We start from the raw sequence: 20940 nt of genomic DNA on the forward strand, positions 1-20940 counted from the left end.
GGCAAGCCGGCGCCTACAGGGGGATGACCGGTTTCAGGATGTCGTGATGCGCCAGATCCCGAACGGCATCTGCGGATCGAGTCGCGTCCACTGGTGTTTGCCATACCAGGTCCAGCGATGGCCGTTCATCAAGTCTTCGCCCTGGGTCTGGGCGTCGTCCGGCAGGCCCAACTCCCACAGCGGCAACTCGAAATGGGCTTCCTGGGCGTTGAAAGGGTCAAGGTTCACGGCCACGAGGATGAAGTTGCTGCCATCCTCGCTGCGCTTGCCGAAATACAGGATGTTGTCGTTCCAGGCGTTGTAGAGCTTGAGCCCCAGGTGCGTCTGCAACGCCGGGTTCTGCCGGCGGATGCGGTTGAGCTGGGCGATCTCGGCAATGATATTGCCGGGAGCGGTGAAGTCCCGTGGTCGGATCTCGTACTTTTCCGAGTCCAGGTATTCCTCTTTGCCCGGCACCGGGGCGGCTTCGCACAGTTCGAAGCCGGAGTACATGCCCCACAGGCCCGAGCCCATGGTCGCCAGCGCGGCACGGATCAAAAAGCCCGGGCGGCCGGACTCATGCAGGAAGCCGGGGTTGATGTCCGGTGTGTTGACGAAGAAATTCGGCCGGTAGCATTCGCGCCACGGCGATTCGTTCAATTGCGTCAGGTATTCGCTCAACTCGGCCTTGGTATTGCGCCAGGTGAAATAGGTGTAGCTCTGGGAATAGCCGACCTTGCCCAGCCGCGCCATCATCGCTGGCGTGGTGAACGCCTCGGCGAGGAAGATCACATCAGGGTACTTGGAGCGTACATCGCTGATCAGCCATTGCCAGAACGGCAGCGGCTTGGTGTGGGGGTTGTCGACGCGAAAGGTCTTCACGCCCTCTTCCACCCAGCCCACCACGATGTCGCGCAGCTCGGTCCACAGGCCCGGGATGGCGTCCGCGGCGTAGAAGTCGACGTTAACGATGTCCTGATACTTTTTCGGCGGGTTTTCCGCGTATTTGATCGTGCCGTCCGGGCGCCAGTTGAACCAGCCCGGATGCGCCTTGAGCCATGGATGGTCCTGGGAACACTGGATGGCGAAGTCCAGGGCGATTTCCAGGCCATGCTCGGCGGCGGCCTGCACCAGGCGACGGAAGTCATCGCGGCTGCCCAGTTGCGGGTGAATGGCCTCATGGCCGCCCTCCTCGCTGCCAATCGCGTAAGGGCTGCCCGGATCGTCGGGACCAGCGGTCAGCGAGTTGTTCCGGCCTTTACGGTGACTGCGTCCGATCGGATGGATCGGCGGGAAGTACAGCACGTCGAAGCCCATGTCATGGATCATCGACAGCCGTGAGTGCACGTCGTTGAACGTGCCGTGCCGTGCAGGATCGTCGGTGATCGAGCGGGGAAACAGCTCGTACCAACTGGCGAACAACGCGGCTTCACGCTCCACATCAATGGGGTACACGGTACTGATGCTCAAATACGCGCGGTGGTCGGCCTGAGTCATCAAGTGTGCACTGTCTTCGTGCAGGAACTGCGCGACCTGCTCGGTTTCCAGCAGGCCCGAGAGTTCGTGATGCAGCAGCATCAGGCGATCGCGCAGCTCATTGTCACTGCGCTCGGCGGCTTGCAGCACCAGGCTGCGGCCTTCCTGCAACTCCAGGCTCACCGGCACGCCGGCCTCATGCTTCTTGCGCAGCTCATAGCAGAAGCTGGCGAAGGTATCGATCCAGGCTTCAATGCAGTATTCGTGCGGCCCTTGCTGGGTGACGGTAAACGCGCCCTCCCAACCGTTGTTGCCCACGTCGGTCATCACCACGCTGTGCCAGCTTTCATCCTGCAGCGGGCGCCAGCGAATCAGCACGGCAAGCTTGTCATGGCCGTCGGCGAAGACTTTGCTGGTGACGTTGACCCGTTGGCCGACCACGGCCTTGACGGCGAATTCGCCGCCGTCGATCACGGGGGTGGTGCTTTCGATAGCGATCCGGGGCAGCAACAGTGCCTGGGACAGCGGCAACAAGGATTGGTCTGGAACCAGTGTTTCAGCAGTCATCGAGCATCTTCCCCTTACGCCCTGTGGACGCTCTTTGCTTGATCCGAATTCTGATGCGGCCGCGCTCTCCCTGAGCAGGGCAGTCATAGGTCCGAGCCTGCGCGGCGGTTAAAAGTTCAGGTGGATGTACCGCCATTGAGCGGGGAATCAATTCGCCCGGGCGACTGTCCACCGATAGAGCAAAGCACAAAGGAGGCCACACCCATGAATATCCCGATCCCGGCTGAAACCCCGGACCCGAATATCGACAAACCCACCCTGCCGCCCACCGAACCGGAACCGATTCCGGAAAAGGAACCGCCGGAAAATCAGCCACCGCCGGTCCAGGAACCCCCAACAACAATGCCACCGGTCATTGCCAGACCTTTTTCAACCGTTTGACGATGGCGGTAAGACCGATACTGGAGTTAAGCCTATCTGACGGATGGGCTACTCCTTTCCCGTTGCATTTGGCGATTCTTCCCACTCCCCACCGAGATAATTCGCAGCGCCTGTGATTTTGCCCCTGCTCAAACTCCCACGCATGAGCACCGTAGCTAAGACGGCGCCAACGCCTATCTTCGAGCAACATTCGCAGCAGGAGAATTCATGTCCATTAGCAGCGTTGGTTTACAGGGCAGCCCGATCTACCAGAGGGTTGAGCAATTCAAACATCGAGATGATCGTGGCGGGGATATCCAGCACAACGGCTTGCAGTCCAAATCAACCGACGACGCTGTCAAACGACTCTGGCGTAATAGCCCAGGTTGGTCAGACAAGAATGGTGACGGCTGCGTTAATGTGACTTACGAGTTTCGGTCCGCGCCAGACGACAAGAACACTCGGAAATTCGGCAAGACCGGGTTTACGCCTATCCTCGACAATCAGCGAAAACAGACCCGACTCAGCCTGCAATCCATTGAAGATGTTGCAAACGTCAAGTTTACCCAGGGGCCCAAGACAGCTGACAGTGAAGGCCATATCAAGATCGGCAATTATGGCCAAGCGATTGACCCTGAAGGCAACCCTTCTAAAGGCTCGCACCACGCGTCCCTGCCCACCCGGAATCAGGCTGAGGTTAACGTATGGTTTCTTGACACTGAGAAAGAGAAATCCGTACCTCGAGCAGCGCTAGGTAACGCGGGTCGCCACACCATTACTCATGAACTCGGTCATTCCATGGGGCTGAGCCACCCTGGCAGTTACAATGGAAGTGGCGCTGACAAGCTCGACCAATCAAATGTATCTCATCACGAAGACTCTCTGAGCCATTCCGGCATGAGTTACCGGGGGGAGCGCACCGGGCATTTTAACCACCAGAAATTTCGTTCGTCAGCCCCGCAACTTGACGACATTGCTGCCTACCAAGAGAAATACGGCATCCGTTATGAAACCCGCAAGGACGACACCACCTACGGTTTCAACTCGAACACGGATCGGGACTTTCTGACGGTCAAAACCCCTCACGATAAAATCGTGGCGGCCATTTGGGACGGCGGGGGCAACGACACATTGGATTTTTCCGGATACACGCAAGATCAGCAAATAAGCTTGAGGGAAGAAACCTTTTCTGATGTCGGCGGCCTCGAGGGGAATGTCTCGATTGCCAAAGGTGCCGTCATTGAAAACGCGATAGGCGGCAAGGGCAATGATTTGATGATGGGCAACGACGCCAACAACGAACTCAACGGCGGTGACGGTAACGACGTCATCTATGGCGGCAAAGGTGGCGACAGATTGTGGGGCGGCAAAGGTGCAGATACCTTTGTGTACGGCAGCGCGTCAGAATCGTTCGACGTTGGGCGCCGGGATCAGCGTTCGCACGACGAGATCATGGATTTCGAGAGTGGCAACGACAAGATCGACTTGTCGGGCATGCAGGTTCAGAACGGCGGCAAGCCGTTTACATTCAAAAATTCCCCCGTTATCGGTTCTGGCGAAGCTTTTATCGACTACAATCCCCACACTCACCAAAGCACGCTGTTCGCCACGCAAACAGACGGCCAGATTCTGAAAGTCAGCGTAAACGGCAAGCTGGAGCAGAGTGACGTGGTGCTGTAGCCCCGGCCTTCAACAGGGACCTTGGGGGAAATGGCTCGACGCCATGTCCTTGGGAAAGTCTATTTTTCGAGCATCCGCACGATTCTTGGCATCACGCTGAACACCGCCAAGGCCAGCAACGTGCTCAGTACCGCTGTCGATTCCCGGCCCAACCCGGCCGAGACGCCAATCGCAGCGGTCATCCACAGGCCGGCGGCGGTGGTCAGGCCTTTGACATGGCCTTCTTCGTCATCCTTGCCCTTGATGATGGTGCCCGCACCCAGGAAGCCGATCCCGGCAATCACGCCCTGGACCACCCGGCTCATCGCATCTGCCTGATTACCCGACATCTGCGGCACCAGCACAAACAGTGCCGCGCCCAAGGCCACCAGCATATGGGTGCGAACGCCTGCGGCCTTGCCCTTGCTCTCGCGTTCAAAACCGAGGATGCCACCCAGGATCGCAGCGATCAGCAGGCGCACCGTAATCTGGGTGAGCTGCCTGGCGTCGCCGATATCGGCGAATTCGGCCTGCAGGGTTTGCCACACTTCAAGCCACCAGGCGTCCATGGGAGCGGTCCTTTGTCAGGGTTGATAAAGGATGGACAGCGGCGACCGCCAGTCAGTTGCCTTGAACCCCGACACATCGCTGACCCCTAACCCTCATAGCCCATGAATAAGGAGAACGGCATGCCCATTCGTATCGAAAACCAGCTGTGCTACTTCATGCTCGATGACAACGGCCAGGAACAGAGCGTGCCAGCAACCCGGGTCAATATCGTGACCGACACCGACAAATCCATGTCGTATGTGGAACTGGCGGCCGAGCGCATCTACATCACTGAAGCCGAGGCCGACGCCCTGACCGTCGCCGGCGCCCACGATGGGCGCCAGCATGTGAAGGCCGAAGAACCTGGTTCGGTGATTTAATTGATCTGTATCAACACCTGCGAGATAACGCTGCACCCCATTGACCACGGGGTGCAGCCCATTGTCGCAGCAACCCGAACACAGCCCATCTGATCCGCTTTTTATCGCAATACCTGAGTCTGTTATGCAAACAGAGCCACGGGCATAGTTCATTCGCCTGATGGAGGCTGATGAGCGAACGACCATGAGCGAAAGAATCCCAACCGTGGAAACCTTTGAGCCCATACACCCAAAGAAGGTGAAGGCCAAATCCAGCGACAACCTGATTCATACCCGCAGTTTCACCGGCCTGTTCCGTACCTTGCGCGTGGTCGGTGCAGGCTTTCTGTTCCTGGCGTTTTTCGGCACGGTGTGGCTGAACTGGGGCGGCCGGCAGGCAGTGCTGTGGGATTTGGCCGAGAGCAAATTCCATATCTTTGGCGCGACATTCTGGCCGCAGGATTTCATCCTGCTGTCGGCGCTGCTGATCATCTGCGCCTTCGGCCTGTTTGCGATCACCGTATTCGCCGGCCGCGTGTGGTGCGGCTACACCTGCCCGCAAAGCTCATTTACCTGGCTGTTCATGTGGTGCGAGAAAGTCACCGAAGGCGAACGCAACCAGCGCATCAAACTGCAAGCGGCGCCCTGGAGCCTGAACAAACTGGTGCGACGCTCAGCCAAACACACGCTGTGGCTGAGTATCAGCGTACTGACCGGGCTGACGTTTGTCGGCTACTTCACGCCGATCCGTCCCCTGGCCACCGAACTACTGACCTGGCAAATGGGGGGAGTCAGCCTGTTCTGGGTAGTGTTTTTTACCGGCGCCACCTACCTCAATGCCGGCTGGTTGCGTGAAGCGGTATGCATGCACATGTGCCCATATGCGCGGTTCCAGAGCGTGATGTTCGACAAAGACACCCTGACCATTTCCTACGACGTAGCGCGCGGCGAACACCGTGGCCCGCGCAAACGCGAGGTCAAACCCGCCGACGTCGGCCTGGGCGACTGCATCGACTGTCAGTTGTGCGTGCAGGTGTGCCCTACCGGCATCGACATCCGCGATGGCCTGCAGATGGAGTGCATCGGCTGTGCCGCCTGCATCGACGCCTGCGATTCGATCATGGACAAGATGGGCTACCAGCGTGGTTTGGTGAGCTACACCAGCGAACATCAACTGCAAGGCGGCAAGACCCACCTGCTACGGCCGCGCCTGATCGGCTACAGTGCCGTGCTGCTGGTGATGATCGCGGCCCTGGTGGTGGCGCTGGTGGAGCGGCCGATGGTGTCGCTGGACGTGACCAAGGACCGGGGCATGTTCCGCGAGAACGCCCAGGGCCAGATCGAAAACATCTACAGCCTCAAGGTGATCAACAAGACCCAGCAACGCCAGGACTACCGCCTGGAGCTGGTGGACGCCGAGGGCTTCCAGTTGCAAGGCAAGACCGAGATCAGCCTGGCACCGGGTGAAATCAGCGACGTGCCGGTGTCGGTGGCGCTGCTGGCGGATAAACCGGCGAGCAGCTCGCAGACCCTGCGCTTCAAGGTCACGGACGTGGATGAACCCGGGATCTACAGCGCCGCCGACAGCCGCTTTGTGGCACCGCTGAATCGCTGACAGACACCCGCAGGAGCCGGCTTTGCGGCTCCTGCAATGGACTTGCGTACACTTTCAAACGCTAATTAGGCCGCCATGAAACGCTACGAAAAATTCGCCGACGACATTGCAGAACTGATCCGCTCCGGCGTGCTTGGCCCCGGCCAGCGGGTGCCGTCGGTGCGCTATGCCAGCCAGACCTACGGCGTCAGCCCGTCCACGGTGTTCCAGGCCTATTACCTGCTGGAACGCCGTGGCCTGATCCGTGCGCGGCCGCGCTCCGGCTACTTCGTCAACACCCATGCGCCCAGCCCGTTTTCCGAGCCCGTGGTGAGCGAACAGGTGCATGAGTCCACCGAAGTGGATGTGAGCGAACTGGTGTTCTCGGTACTCGACTCGATCAAGGACCCGAATACCGTACCCTTCGGCTCGGCGTTCCCCAGCCCCATGTTGTTCCCGCTACCGCGCCTGGCGCGCTCCCTGGCCAGCGCCAGCCGCGAGATGGACCCGCGCCTGGTGGTCACCGACATGTCACCGGGCAACCCGCAACTGCGTCGGCAAATTGCCCTGCGTTATATGGTCGGCGGGCTGATGTTGCCGATGGAGGAACTGCTGATCACCAATGGCGCCCTGGAGGCACTGAACCTGTGCCTGCAAGCCGTCACCGAACCGGGCGATCTGGTGGCCATCGAAGCGCCGGCGTTCTATGCCTGCCTGCAAGTACTGGAACGCTTGAAACTCAAGGCGGTTGAAATCCCCGTGCACCCGCGCGACGGCATCGACCTCAACGCCCTGGCGCAAACCCTGGAGCGCTACCCGATCAAGGCCTGCTGGACCATGACCAGCTTCCAGAACCCGATGGGCGCGACCCTGCCGGAAGCCAAGAAACAGGCGCTGGTGGAACTGCTGCGTGGCCATCAGGTGCCACTGATCGAAGACGATGTGTACGCCGAGCTGTACTACGGGCAACAGGCCCCCAAACCGGCCAAGGCCTTCGACACCGAAGGCCTGGTGATGCATTGCGGCTCCTTCGCCAAGAGCCTCGCCCCTGGCTACCGCGTGGGCTGGGTGGCGGCCGGCCGCTTTGCGCAGAAGGTCGAACGCTTGAAACTGATGACCTCGCTGTGCCCGTCCATGCCAGCCCAGGCCGCGATTGCCGATTACCTGCAGCACGGCGGCTACGACCGGCACCTGCGCAAGTTACGCTATGCCCTGGAAGAACAGCAAAGCGCCATGCTGGCCGCCATTGCCCGCTATTTCCCGGCGCAGACACGCGTCAGCCAACCGGCCGGCGGGTACTTCCTGTGGCTGGAACTGCCCGAGCAAACGGATTCGCTGAAGCTGTTCCAGATGGCGTTGGCACAAGGCATCAGCATTGCGCCGGGGCCGATCTTCTCGGCGACCCAGCGCTTTCGCAACTGCATTCGCCTGAACTACGGCAGCCCGTGGACCGAGGCGTCGGAAAAGGCGATGGAGACGCTGGGGCGGATTGTGCGGTCGTTTTGAAGGGCGCTCGAGTGAAAGTAGCTACGTCTGCCTGGAGGACACTGGACCTTAAGCGGATGCCCTTCCAAGCTTGAGCGGGAACCAGATTAAACAGTGAACCACACAGGGAAGCGTAAACGCCTCACAAGGCGTCTTGTGTTTCCCCTGTTTCGATCTGGAGCCTTCCCATGAATATGCTCATCCCTTCAAATACCGTGCAACTGCCAATCCCACCCCCATTACATGCGTGCAGCCGAACAAAAACAGGTACGCGAGATGACGAGCCCCATGGGACGCCCTGCCGGTGACCACCGTTCGGCAGACAGGATCATTGAGCAAAGCCCTGTCCTCAAGCACTTTCTGGACAACCGGGATAATTACCACTTGCTCAACGACCTTAAAAGGCAAGTCGGTGACTGGACCGAAGCCAACCCGGCCCCGGAAGCCAGGGCCAATGCGACCTATGACCTGGGCAAGGTATTACGGTTTCTCGATAACCTCGACGACCGCCCTCTAAGCGGTAGCCATAGCCGCAACGGACAGATCGACGGCATCACCCGCAATGGCTACAGCCCCGTGGACAATTCGGAAGCCTGACGGTAACGGCGTTTAACGACCGCCGCCCAAATCGAGAAACGTCCCGGTGGCATACGAGGCTTTATCCGACAGCAACCAGACAATCGCTTCCGCCACTTCATCCGGGCGCCCGCCACGGGCCATGGGGATACCGGATTCGAGCTTGCTGACGCGGTCCGGGTCGCCGCTCAAGGCATGGAAGTCGGTGTAGATATAGCCAGGGCGCACTGCGTTGACACGAATGCCTTCGCCGGCGACTTCTTTCGACAAACCAATGGTGAAGGTATCCAGCGCGCCTTTGGAAGCGGCGTAGTCGACATACTCACCCGGCGACCCCAGGCGTGCTGCTACCGACGACACGTTGACGATGCTGCCGCCCTGCCCGCCATGCTTGGGCGACATGCGCAGCACCGCGTGCTTGGCGCACAGGATCGGCCCCAGCACATTGGTCTTGATGACTTTCAGGATGCGGAACTCGGACATCTCGTCAACGCGGGATTTGTGCCCCACCGTGCCGGCATTGTTGACCAGTGCGGTGACACGGCCCAGCTCGGCGTCCACACGGTTGAACAGGGTGATCACTTCATCTTCGATGCTCACGTCCGCACGCACGGCAATGGCCTGGGCGCCCAGCGCGCGCACCTGTTCGAGCACACGATGGGCCGCCTCTTCGTCGGACTGGTAGTTGATGCAGATGCGATAGCCCTGGCGAGCGGCCAGCAATGCCGTCTCGGCGCCAATCCCACGACTGCCCCCGGTGATGATGAGGACTTTGTCCATGCGTGCGGTCTCCTGATTCAACCTGATGTTTAGGGTTGGATCCAAGAATACCCGTCACGCACGGCTTTTGTCAGGCGCTACCGCGTCTTCGGCGCGCTGGATGTCTGCCATGAACCCCTCCGCTGGCAACGGGTGGCCGAGCAGGTAACCCTGCAGGGAATTGCACCCCAATCGCGTCAGGAAGTTCTGCTGCACGTCGGTCTCCACGCCTTCGGCGACAATACGCAGCCCCAGCGCCTGGCCGAGGGCGACAATGGCCGAGACGATCGCCGCGTCGTCGCTGTCATGCTCCAGGTCGCGCACAAAGCCGCGGTCGATCTTCAGTTCGTTGGCGGGCAGGCGCTTGAGGTACATCAGGCTGGAATAGCCAGTGCCAAAATCGTCGATGGACAAATCCACGCCCATGTCCGACAGCTGCTGCAACACCGTCATGCTTGCGTCGGCATCACTCATGGCAGTGGTTTCGGTGATTTCCAGGGTCAGGCTGTTGGCCGGCAACTGGTGGCGTGCCAGGGCGACGGCCACGCTCTTGACCAGGCCGGCGTGGCAGAACTGCAACGCCGACAGGTTCACGGCAATACGCCAGTCTTCGTAGCCCTGGGCGTACCACAGGCTCATTTGACGGCAGGCTTCATTGAGCACCCATTCGCCGATGGGAATGATCAGCCCGGTCTTTTCCGCCAGTTCGATAAAGTTGACCGGCAACAACAGCCCCTGCTGTGGATGCTCCCAGCGCAACAGCGCCTCGGCGCCGACCGGAATACCACTGACCGCGTCGAACTTGGGCTGGTAATACAACCGGAACTGCTCGTGTTCGAGGGCATTGCGCAGGTCCTGCAACAATTGCAACTGCTTGCGCGCATTGGTGTTCATCGACACATCGAAGAAGCTGTAGCCGTTCTTGCCCATGCCTTTGGCGTGGTACATCGCGGCGTCGGCATTCATCAGCAGTTCCTGGGGGTTGTGGCCATTACCCGGGAACATGGCGATACCGACGCTGGCGGAGATCTTCAACTCATGTTCGGCCACCTGGAAGGCACGGTTGATCAGCACGACCTGGCGCTCGGCGAGGCCAAGGGCGTCATCCGGCTGGGTCAGTTGCACCAGCAATACAAACTCATCGCCGCCGATGCGCGCCAGGGTGTCGTGGCTGCGCAAATCTTCGCGCAGGCGCAGGCCGACTTCGCGCAATAACTGGTCACCCATGTGGTGACCAAATGCATCGTTGACAGGCTTGAAGCCGTCCAGGTCGATAAACATCAACGCGAAGCAGCCACCCTGCTCTTTCACTGCCTGCATGGCTTGCTGGATACGGTCGGCGAGCAACGTGCGATTGGGCAGCCCGGTGAGCATGTCGTGCAGCGCGAGGTGGGTCAGCTCCTGGTTGGCTTGGGTCAGGGAGTCGGCCAACACCGCCGTGCGGGCTTCCAGGCGCGCATCGAGCAGCGAGGTCAGCAAGGCAATGGCCAGCACCGCCAGGGTGGTCACCAGCACCAGGTTATCCAGGCCCTTGCCGCTCAAGCCGGTGAGTGCCGCACCGCAAAAACTGTCATCGGCAAAACGGGCCGCCGCCATGCCGGTGTAATGCATGCCGACGATGGCAATCCCCATCACCACCGCCGCGCCACCTCGCGCCAGGCGCACGTAAGGCGTGTTGCGTCGCAGGTTGAACGCGATCCACAGCGCCGCGCCGGACGCCACCACCGCGATCAACAACGAGGCGCCAAACAGGGTCGGGTCATAATCGATGCCCGGCGTCATGCGCATCGCCGCCATGCCGGTGTAATGCATGCTGGCGATGCCCGCGCCCATGATCAGCGCACCAAACACCAACTGCCACGCGGGCAGGCGCGGCTGACTCACCAGCCACAACGCAAAGCCACTGGACAGCACTGCGATCAACAGCGACAGCGCCGTGATCCCCAGGTCGAAGCCCAGGGCAAACGGCAAACGCAGCGCCAGCATGCCGATGAAGTGCATCGACCACACTCCCACCCCCATCGCCATGGCGCCGCCGGCTATCCATAAATAGACAGCGCGCCCCTTGGCGGTGGCGATGCGTCCGGACAGGTCCAGGGCGGTGTAGGACGCAAGGATCGCGACGAACAGCGAGATCACGACCAGTGAGGGGGAATAACTACCGATAAGCATGGGACTTCTCGTGCGCAGCGGGCCCGAGAGGCCCGTGCCAAGTGGCAAAGCGGGCGATTGTAGCGAGAATAATTCTTGAGCAGTTGATTAATTATCAGAGGGCCATCACTGGCATTTTGACGCCAATCTACTGGCTCAAAAACGTCGTGGAGGGCGCGGCTGTTACGGCGTTTCTGTCGGCGCTGGCTTGTCGGCGATACAGGCGCTTCGGTACCTGCGAACGACCGAATTGACGCCATCGCCGGCAAGCCGGCTCCAGGTGGCCGGCCTTGGGCATCAGTCCTTTTCGGCGATCGGGGTCTGCCCGTCCCAGCCACCACCCAGTGCGGCGATCAGCTGTACGCTCGCCACCAGGCGTGTCTGCAGCAACGTCAACACCGTGCGCTCGTTGCTCAGGGCAGTGGCTTGCACGGTGACCACGTCAAGGTAGGCAATCAGGCCGGCCTTGTACTGGTTCTGGGTCAGGCGCAGCGACTCACGCGCCGCCTCCAGCGCTTCGTTGCTGACCACCGCCTCGTCCTCCAGCACCTTGAGCTGCACCATGTAGTTTTCCACTTCGCGGAATCCATCCAGCACGGTCTGGCGGTACTTGGCGACGGTCTCGTCGTAGGAGGCCACGGTACGGTCGACTTCCGACGAGCGCTGGCCACCATCGAACAGGGTCATGGCCAGCTTCGGCCCCACCGACCAGAAGCGGTTCGGCAGGCTGATCCAGTCGGCATAGGTGCTGCTGGAATACCCCCCGGCCAGGCTCAGGCTCAGGTCCGGGTAGTAGGCGGCCTTGGCCACGCCGATGTTGGCGTTGGCGGCGATCACCGAGCGTTCGGCGGAGGCGATGTCCGGGCGGCGCTCCAGCAGTTGCGAAGGCAGGCTCACCGGAATCTGCGGCAACGCCGGGATGTCCTTGCTCACCGCCAGGTTGAAGTTGGCCGGCGCCTCGCCGATCAACACCGCAATCGCGTTTTCCAGTTGGGCGCGCTGCCAGATCAGGTCGATCAGGCTGGCCTGGGTGGTCTTCAGCTGGGTTTGCGCCTGGGCCACCGCGTCCTTGCCGGAGACACCGGCACGGTATTGGTTTTCGGTCATTTGCAGGGAGCGCTGGTAGGTTTCCAGCGTGGCTTGCAGCAAGCGTGTCTGTTCATCCATGACGCGCAATTGCAGGTAGCTTTGCACCAACTCCGACTGCTGGCTCAGGCGCATTGCCGCCAGGTCCGCCGAGCTGGCTTCGGCGCTGGCCTCGTTGGCTTCCAGGCCACGGCGCAATTTGCCCCAGATATCCGCCTCCCAGCTCACGCCCAACTGCGCATTGAGGGTGTCGCGGATGCCGCTGCTGGAACTGCTGAGGCTGGCGTTGCTGCTGCCGGTGCCCTGGCTGGCGCGGGTTTTCCCGGCGCTGAGGTCAACGGTGGGGTAAAACGCCCCGCGGGAACTGCGTACGAGGGCCTGGGCCTGGCGAAAACGCGCTTCGGCCTGGGCCACGGTCTGGTTGGAGCTGTTGAGGCGCGTCACCAGGTCGTTGAGTTGACGGTCGCCGTACAATTCCCACCAGGCGCCACGGGCAAGAGAGTCGCTTGGCGTGGCCTGACGCCAGCCCTGGGCCTCCTTGAATTGCGCCGGTTCGATGACCTCTGGCCGGTGGTAGTCGGGGCCAACGGCGCAGGCGCTGAGCAACAACGCCAACCCCACTGTAGGCGCGAGCTTGCTCGCGAAGGTCGTCAACGATAACGCGCCCAGCCGGGCGGTACGCGGTGCCTGGGCGTTTTTCGCCGGCAAGCCGGGTGCTACAGAGCAAAGCGCGTTGTTGAGGTCCGCCATGGCGACCGGATGCGGTTCGTTGGCGTTGATTGAATCGGTCATAGCGCAGTGTCCAGGGCAGCATCGGTCCGCACGCCGCGCCAGGCGTTGAAGCGATGGCGCGCGCGGTCGAGATAAAGGTAAACCACCGGGGTGGTGTAAAGGGTCAGGATCTGGCTGAACACCAGGCCGCCGATAATGGTCAGGCCCAGGGGGCGACGCATTTCCGCCCCATCGCCCGCGCCAAGCAGCAAGGGCAACGCGCCGAGGATGGCCGCCAGGGTGGTCATCAGGATCGGCCGCAAACGCAGCAGGCAGGCACTGCGAATCGACTCCAACGGGCTCATGCGGTCGTTGCGTTCCAGCTGCAAGGCCAGGTCGATCATCAGGATCGCGTTCTTCTTCACCACCCCGATCAACAGGAACAGGCCCAGCAAGGAGATCAGGCTGAATTCGCCCCCCGTCAGGTAGATCGCGAGCATGGCGCCGACCCCCGCCGACGGCAGGGTCGAGAGGATCGTCAGCGGGTGAATGTAGCTTTCGTACAAGATGCCGAGCACCAGGTACACCGCCACCAGCGCGCCGAGGATCATGAACGGCTGGCCCTTCTGCGTGGCTGCGAAGGCGTCGGCCGTGCCGGCCATCTTGGCGATCACGTCCTCCGGCAAACCAACCTTGGCAATCGCCCGCTCGATAGCGGCCGTGCCCTGCTCCACCGTGACACCGGGCGACATGTCGAAGGCGATGTTTTCCGAAGCGAACTGACCTTCGTGGCTGACGCGATCATCGGCCAGGCTGTTCTCGTAATGAGCGATGGTCGACAACGGCACCCGTGCGCCATCGGCGGTGATTACCTGCATCTGGTTGAGGGTGATCGGATCCTGGGCGTATTTGGGGTTGACCTCCATCACCACCTGGTACTGGTTGAGGCTGTCGTAGATGGTAGAAATCTGTCGCTGGCTGTAGGCGTTGTTGAGCACCGCCGTGACCATGTCCATGTCGATGCCCAGGCGCTTGGCCTGGTCTCGGTCGACCACCAGCGTCACCTGCGCCGCGCCCCGGCCTTCACGGGCGTCGATGGCGGTGAGTTCCGGCAGCTCACGCAACGCAGCCACCACCTTCGGATACCACAGGCGCAATGCCGCCAGGTCGCCGCTTTGCAGGATGTAGGAATACTGCGCACTGGTCTGGTCGCGGCTGCCGCCGAATTGCAGATCCTGGTCGGCCATCAGGAACAGTCGCCCGCCGGGCACCAGCGGTACGTCCTTGCGCAGGCGCTCGATCACTGCCTGGGCGGAAATCTTGCGCTCGGCAATCGGTTTGAGGCGCACCAGCATCACCGCGTTGTTGGTGCCGTTGTTGCCGCCGATGAAGCCGGCCACGCTGAGCACCGCCGGGTCCTTGAGCACCGCCTTGCGGAAGGTCTCCATCTTCGGCTGCATCACGCTGAACGACAGGCCGTCGTCGCCGCGCACAAAACCGATCAACTGGCCGGTGTCCTGCTGCGGCATGAAGGTTTTCGGCACCACCACATACAGCGCCACGTTCATGCCGATGGTCAGCAACAGGCTGAGCAGGGTCAGGCGGCGATGGCGCAACACCCAGTCCAGGCTGGTGGCGTAGCCGGCGACCATGCGGTCGTTGATCTTCTGGCTCCAGCGCTGCAAACCGGTCATCCGGGTTTTGACATGGGGCTTGAGCCAGCGCGCGCAGAGCATCGGCGTCAGGGTGAGCGAGACAATCAGCGACACAATGATCGCGGCCGACAAGGTGATGGAAAACTCGCGGAACAGGTTGGTGACAATCCCGCCCATGAACAGGATGGACAGGAACACCGCCACCAGCGAGACGTTCATCGACAGCAAGGTAAAGCCGACCTCCTGGGCGCCCAGGTACGCGGCCTTCATCGGCGGCACACCGTCGTCGATGTGCCGGGAAATGTTCTCCAGCACCACGATGGCATCGTCCACCACCAGGCCGGTGGCGAGGATCAGCGCCATCAGCGAAAAATTGTTCAACGAGAAACCGTACAGGTACATCACCGCGAAAGTGCCCACCAGCGACACCGGCACCGCCAGGGTCGGGATCAGCGAGGCGCGGAAGTTGCCCAGGAACAGGTACACCACCAGGATCACCAGCCCCACGGCGATCAGCAGGGTCATTTCGGCTTCGTGCAAGGTGGCGGTGATCACCGGCGAGCGGTCCATGGCCAGGCTCAGCTTGACGCTGGACGGCAGCACCGCCTGCAACGCCGGCAATTGCGCCTTGATCTGCCGGACGGTCTCGATGATGTTGGCGCCGGACTGGCGGTTGATCACCAGCAAGACCGCTGAATCATTGTTGAAGAAGCCACTGTTGTAGCGGTCTTCCACACCGTCGCTGATCCGGGCGACATCACCCAGTCGCAAGGCTGCGCCATTCTGGTAGCGAATCAGCAGCGGCTCGTAGTCCTTGGCTTTCTCCAACTGGTCGTTGGCCTGGATCTGCCAGTTGCGCTGGCTGTCTTCCAGGGAGCCCTTGGGCCGGCGCTGGTTGGCGTTGGCGATGGTGTTGCGCACATCGTCGAGGGCCACGCCGTACTGGTCGAGGGCCTTGGGCTCCAGCTCGATGCGCACCGCTGGCAGGGAGCTGCCGCCAATCTGCACTTCGCCCACACCGGGCACTTGCGAGAGGCTTTGCGAAAGGATGGTCGAGGCCAGGTCGTACAACTGGCCCTTTTGCAGCACGTCCGAGGTCAGCGACAGCACCATGATCGGCGCCTGGGACGGGTTGATCTTCTTGTAGGTGGGCATGCTGCGCATGCCGCTGGGCAGCAGGTTGCGCGAGGCGTTGATCGCGGCCTGCACTTCCCGCGCCGCGCCGTTGATATCGCGGTCGGAATCGAATGCGAGGATCACCCGGGTGGAACCCTGGCTCGACGAACTGCTCATGGTGGTAATGCCGGCAATCGCGCCGAACGAGCGCTCCAGCGGCGTGGCGACGGTAGACGCCATCACCTCGGGGCTGGCGCCGGGCAAGCTGGCCGACACCACGATCACCGGGAAATCGATCTGCGGCAGCGGCGACACCGGCAGCAGGTTGAAGCTGACACCGCCCAGCAACAGGATCGCCAGGCTCAGCAGCATGGTCGCGACCGGCCGGCGAATGAAAGGTCCGGACAGGTTCATGACTCAACCGGCTCCAGGCTTTGCGGCTCTTTGCGCCAGCGGCGGCCAAGGCGATCGAAGTACAGGTAGATCACCGGCGTGGTGAACAGCGTCAACACCTGGCTCACCAGCAGACCGCCGACCATCACCAGGCCCAGCGGTTGGCGCAACTCCGCGCCGGAACCGGTGGCCAGCATCAACGGCACCGCGCCGAACAGCGCCGCCAGGGTGGTCATCAGGATCGGCCGGAACCGCAACAGCGCCGCCTGGTAGATGGCGGTCTGCGGGTCCAGGCCCTGGTTGCGCTCGGCGTCGAGGGCGAAGTCGATCATCATGATCGCATTCTTCTTGACGATACCGATCAGCAGAATGATGCCGATGATCGCGATCATGCCCAGGTCATTGCCACTGAGCAGCAAGGCCAGCAAGGCCCCCACCGCGGCCGACGGCAAGGTCGAGAGAATGGTGATCGGGTGGATATAGCTCTCGTAGAGCACGCCGAGCACGATATACATGGTGACCACCGCCGCCAGGATCAGCAGCAAGGTGCTCGAGAGCGACGCTTCGAACGCCTGGGCCGCGCCCTGGAACTGGGTCTGCACGCCCACCGGCATGCCGATGTCTTTCTGCGCCTGGTTGATCAGTTCCACGCCTTTGCCCAGCGCAACGCCGGGGGCCAGGTTGAACGACATCATCACCGCCGGGAACTGGCCGATGTGCGCAATCGCCAACTGGGCCTGGCGCTGTTCCACATGGGCCAGGCTGGACAAGCGCACCTGGCCGCCATCGGTGGTCTTCACATGGATCTGGTTCAGCGCTTCCGGCCCCAGGGTTTCGCCGGACTGGGCCTGCAACACCACGCGGTACTGGCTGGCCTGGGTGTAGATGGTGGAAATCTGCCGCTGGCCGAAGGCGTCGTACAGCGCGTCGGTAATGGTCGATACGCTCACGCCCAGGCGCGAGGCGGCATCGCGGTCGATCACCAGGTACACCTGCAGGCCCTTGTCCTGCAGGTCGCTGGCGACGTCGGTGAGTTCGGGCAACTGGCCCAGCGCGTGGACCAGCTTGTCGCTCCACAGCGCCAGCAGCTCTGCATCCGGCGACGACATGCTGAACTGGTACTGGGTGCGGCTGACGCGGTCTTCGATGGTCAGGTCCTGCACCGGCTGCATGAACAGGCGAATGCCCACCAGCTTGTCGATTTCCGGCTGCAGGCGGGTGATCACCTGGGCAGCGCTCAAGTCGCGCTGGCCGTGAGCCTTGAGGTTGATCAGCAGGCGCCCGCTGTTGAGGGTGGCATTATCGCCGTCCACACCAATATAGGACGACAGGCTTTCCACGGCGGGGTCGGCCAGGATGATCTTGGCCAGGTCCTGCTGGCGCTGGCTCATGGCGGCAAAGGAAATCGACTGCGGCGCTTCCGAAATGCCCTGGATCACGCCAGTGTCCTGCACCGGGAAGAAGCCCTTGGGCACCACCAGGTACAGAAATACGGTCAACCCCAAGGTGGCGATGGCCACCAGCAACGTCAGCGGCTGGTGCCTGAGCACCCACTGCAACATGCTCCCGTAACGCGCGATCAACCAATCGATCCAGGCGCCGCTGGCCTTGTAGAAGCGGCCCTGCTCTTCCTCCTTGGGCTCACGCTTGAGCAAGCGCGCGCACATCATCGGCGTGAGGGTCAGGGACACCACCAGGGAAATCAGGATCGCCACCGCCAGGGTGATGGCGAATTCGCGGAACAGGCGCCCGACCACGTCGGCCATGAACAACAGCGGGATCAGTACGGCGATCAGCGACAGGGTCAGGGAAATCAGGGTGAAGCCGATCTGCTTGGCGCCCTTGAGCGCGGCGGCCAGCGGCGTTTCGCCTTCCTCGATATAACGGGAGATGTTCTCCAGCATCACGATGGCATCGTCCACCACAAACCCGGTGGCAATGGTCAGCGCCATGAGCGTCAGGTTGTTGATGGAGAAACCGGCCAGGTACATCACGCCAAAGGTACCCACCAGCGACAGCGGCACGGCGATGGACGGAATAATCGTGGCGCTGACCCGGCGCAGGAACAGGAAGGTCACCATCACCACCAGGGCAATGGCGATCAGCAACTCGTGCTGCACGTCTTTTACCGAGGCGCGGATGGTCTGGGTGCGGTCGGTCAGCACCGTCACGTCGAGGCCGGCCGGCAGGTTGTCGGTAATGCTCGGCAGCAGCGCCTTGATGCGGTCTACCACTTCGATCACGTTGGCGCCCGGCTGACGCTGGATGTTCAGCAGCACAGCCTGGTTTTCATTGGCCCAGGCGGCAAGGCGTTCGTTTTCTGCACCGTCGACGATCTGTGCCACGTCCTTGAGGCGCAGCGGCGCGCCATTATTGTAGGCCAGGATCAGCTCGGCGTATTGCTGGGGCGAGACCAACTGGTCGTTGGCATCGAGCATCGACACCCGCGTGGGGCCGTCGAAGTTGCCCTTGGGCTGGTTGACGTTGGACGCGGCGATCAGGGTGCGTACGTCCGACAGGTTCAGGCCGTTGGCCGCCAGGGCCTCGGGGTTGACCTTGATGCGCACGGCCTGACGCTGGCCGCCCGCGATGCTGACCATGCCAACGCCACTGATCTGCGCGATTTTCTGCGCCATGCGCGTGTCGACCAGGTCATTGAGCTTGGGCAGCAGCATGGTCTTGGAGGTGATTGCCAGGGTCAGCACCGGGGTGTCCGCCGGGTTGACCTTGTTGTACACCGGCGGCGCCGGCAGGTCCTTGGGCAACAGGTTGGTGGCGGCGTTGATCGCGGCCTGCACCTGTTGCTCGGCGACATCCATATTGATGTCGAGGTTGAATCGCAGGGTCAGCACCGACGCACCGCCGGAGCTGGTGGACGCCATCTGCGTGAGGCCGGGCATTTGCCCGAACTGGCGCTCCAGCGGCGCAGTGACCGCACTGGTCATCACGTCCGGGCTGGCGCCAGGGTACAGCGTCATCACCCGAATGGTCGGGTAGTCCACCTGGGGCAAAGCCGACACCGGCAACAAGCGGTAGGCGATGATGCCGGCCAGGACTATGGCCAGCATGCTCAGCGTGGTGGCGACCGGGCGAAGGATAAACAGCCGCGACAGGTTCATGAACCGACCTTTTGCGCCTTGCCGGCGGTGGTGCCGGTCTCCCCTTTAGCCGCAGGCTTGCCTTGCAGGTGTTCGGTCGGGGTGGTCGGCACTTCGCTGCTGTCGTTGACTACTTCGATCTCGCTGCCGTCCTTGAGGCGGTCGGTGCCTTCGAGCACCACGCGATCACCGGCCTTCAGGCCCTCTTTGATCACGGTGTTGTCGCCATCGGTATCACCGACCACCAGATGCTGCACCTTGACCTTCTTGTCGCCATCAAGCACGTAGACGAAGGTGCCGGCGTTGCCGAACTGGATCGCCGCCGACGGCGCCAGCACTACGTTGTGCAGGGTGTCGGCCAGCAGGTGCACATTGACGAACTGGTTGGGGAACAGCGCCTGGTCCTTGTTATCGAAACGCGCCTTGAATTTCAGGGTGCCAGTAGTGACGTCGATCTGGTTGTCCAGGCTCTGCAATACGCCAGTGGCCTGTTGCTTCACGTCGCCACGGTCCCAGGCTTCCACAGGCAGCTTGTTGCCGGCGTGGTAGCGGGCGAGCACGGTTTCCAGGGTGTTCTCCGGCAGCGTGAAGGCCACGCTGATCGGCTGGGTCTGGGTGATCACGGCGAGGAACGTGGTGTCGTTGGCTGCCACCAGGTTGCCCACGTCCACCTGGCGCAGGCCGACACGACCACTGATCGGCGCACGGATCTTGGTGAATTCGAGGTTGAGCTTGGCATCATCCACCGCGCCCTGATTGGTCTTGACCGTGCCCTGGTACTGCAAAACCAGCGCTTCGGCGGTGTCCAGGGTCTGCTTGGCGATACTGTCCTGGGCGTACAGGTCGCGATAACGCTGGACGTCGACCTGGGCGTTTTTCAGCTGGGCCTGGTTCTGCATCAGCGTGCCCTGGGCCTGGAGCAAGGCGTTCTGGTAGCTGCGCGGGTCGATCTCGGCGAGCAGGTCGCCGGCCTTGACCATCTGGCCTTCTTCAAAGGCGATCTTCACCAGCTCGCCGCCCACCCGGCTGCGCACATTGATGGTGTTGAGCGCGGTGACCGTCCCCAGCGCCTTGTAGTACACCGGGAATTCCCCCAGTACCGCCGGGGCCACGCGCACCGGTACCGGGCCGGTGGAACCACCGAAGCCTGGACGCATCATCCCCGACTTGCCGGCATGCCCGGCGGGCTTCTGCTCGGTGCCTTCCTTGTGGCTGCCGGGCCAGAATTTCCAGCACAGGCCGGCGATAACCAGCAGCACAAGCAGGCCGAACAGCCAGCGGCGGGACTTACGGGGAGAGGATTGCATGGATTGATCAACCATTGGGCGCGAGAGCTTCTTCTTTGGGAGGCTGAAAGATAAGCACTG

Annotated in this window: 14 protein-coding genes; 6 read left to right on the plus strand and 8 right to left on the minus strand. The window is 61.9% G+C overall.

Annotation, left to right across the window (positions count from 1 at the left end):
• Nucleotides 1-33: 33 nt before the first annotated feature.
• Complete coding sequence (locus BM70_RS0106575; RefSeq protein ID WP_025855261.1) at nt 34-2022, minus strand: alpha-1,4-glucan--maltose-1-phosphate maltosyltransferase; 1989 nt, start codon at nt 2020-2022, stop codon at nt 34-36.
• A gap of 204 nt (nt 2023-2226) precedes the next feature.
• Here BM70_RS0106575 and BM70_RS33295 point away from each other — a divergent pair, with 204 nt between their 5' ends.
• Complete coding sequence (locus tag BM70_RS33295) at nt 2227-2403, plus strand: hypothetical protein (RefSeq protein WP_167418318.1); 177 nt, start codon at nt 2227-2229, stop codon at nt 2401-2403.
• Between the two features lie 207 nt (nt 2404-2610).
• The gene (locus tag BM70_RS0106585; RefSeq protein WP_025855262.1) at nt 2611-4062 is read left to right on the plus strand and encodes a M10 family metallopeptidase C-terminal domain-containing protein; all 1452 of its coding nucleotides are present in this window, start codon (nt 2611-2613) and stop codon (nt 4060-4062) included.
• Nucleotides 4063-4121: 59 nt separating this feature from the next.
• Here BM70_RS0106585 and BM70_RS0106590 read toward each other — a convergent pair whose 3' ends face one another.
• On the minus strand, nt 4122-4610 hold the full coding sequence (locus tag BM70_RS0106590) for an MgtC/SapB family protein (protein WP_025855263.1): 489 nt from the start codon (nt 4608-4610) through the stop codon (nt 4122-4124).
• Nucleotides 4611-4730: 120 nt separating this feature from the next.
• Here BM70_RS0106590 and BM70_RS0106595 point away from each other — a divergent pair, with 120 nt between their 5' ends.
• The 4 genes from BM70_RS0106595 (at nt 4731) to BM70_RS0106610 (ending at nt 8625) form a co-directional block, all read left to right on the plus strand.
• Nucleotides 4731-4970, plus strand: coding sequence for a DUF3203 family protein (locus tag BM70_RS0106595; protein ID WP_025855264.1), 240 nt, complete (start codon nt 4731-4733; stop codon nt 4968-4970).
• Between the two features lie 184 nt (nt 4971-5154).
• Nucleotides 5155-6564, plus strand: a complete 1410-nt coding sequence (gene ccoG, locus BM70_RS0106600) for a cytochrome c oxidase accessory protein CcoG (protein ID WP_025855265.1) — start codon at nt 5155-5157, stop codon at nt 6562-6564.
• A 75-nt stretch (nt 6565-6639) separates the two neighbouring features.
• Nucleotides 6640-8049: a GntR family transcriptional regulator MpaR gene (gene mapR / locus BM70_RS0106605; RefSeq protein ID WP_025855266.1), complete on the plus strand. Its 1410-nt coding sequence runs from the start codon at nt 6640-6642 to the stop codon at nt 8047-8049.
• 255 nt (nt 8050-8304) lie between these two features.
• Nucleotides 8305-8625 carry a hypothetical protein gene (locus BM70_RS0106610; protein WP_025855267.1) on the plus strand — a complete coding sequence of 107 codons (321 nt, stop codon included), beginning with the start codon at nt 8305-8307 and terminating at the stop codon, nt 8623-8625.
• 12 nt (nt 8626-8637) lie between these two features.
• Here the strand turns inward: BM70_RS0106610 and BM70_RS0106615 are convergent, their stop codons facing one another.
• The 6 genes from BM70_RS0106615 to BM70_RS0106640 form a co-directional block, all read right to left on the minus strand.
• Nucleotides 8638-9384 (minus strand): SDR family oxidoreductase, encoded by a 747-nt coding sequence (locus BM70_RS0106615; protein WP_025855268.1) that lies wholly within the window; start codon nt 9382-9384, stop codon nt 8638-8640.
• A 54-nt stretch (nt 9385-9438) separates the two neighbouring features.
• Nucleotides 9439-11535, minus strand: a complete 2097-nt coding sequence (locus BM70_RS0106620; RefSeq protein WP_025855269.1) for a bifunctional diguanylate cyclase/phosphodiesterase — start codon at nt 11533-11535, stop codon at nt 9439-9441.
• Nucleotides 11536-11811: 276 nt separating this feature from the next.
• A complete protein-coding gene (locus BM70_RS0106625; RefSeq protein WP_025855270.1) occupies nt 11812-13350 on the minus strand; it encodes an efflux transporter outer membrane subunit in 1539 nt (512 codons plus the stop codon).
• Nucleotides 13351-13388: 38 nt separating this feature from the next.
• Nucleotides 13389-16496 carry an efflux RND transporter permease subunit gene (locus tag BM70_RS0106630; protein ID WP_025855271.1) on the minus strand — a complete coding sequence of 1036 codons (3108 nt, stop codon included), beginning with the start codon at nt 16494-16496 and terminating at the stop codon, nt 13389-13391.
• The gene (locus BM70_RS0106635) at nt 16493-19594 is read right to left on the minus strand and encodes an MdtB/MuxB family multidrug efflux RND transporter permease subunit (RefSeq protein WP_025855272.1); all 3102 of its coding nucleotides are present in this window, start codon (nt 19592-19594) and stop codon (nt 16493-16495) included. The genes BM70_RS0106630 and BM70_RS0106635 overlap by 4 nt, the downstream gene beginning before the upstream one ends.
• Nucleotides 19591-20895: an MdtA/MuxA family multidrug efflux RND transporter periplasmic adaptor subunit gene (locus BM70_RS0106640; protein WP_025855273.1), complete on the minus strand. Its 1305-nt coding sequence runs from the start codon at nt 20893-20895 to the stop codon at nt 19591-19593. The genes BM70_RS0106635 and BM70_RS0106640 overlap by 4 nt, the downstream gene beginning before the upstream one ends.
• Nucleotides 20896-20940: the final 45 nt, after the last annotated feature.

It is taken from the genome of Pseudomonas sp. CHM02, from assembly GCF_000612585.1.
GTDB lineage: Bacteria > Pseudomonadota > Gammaproteobacteria > Pseudomonadales > Pseudomonadaceae > Aquipseudomonas.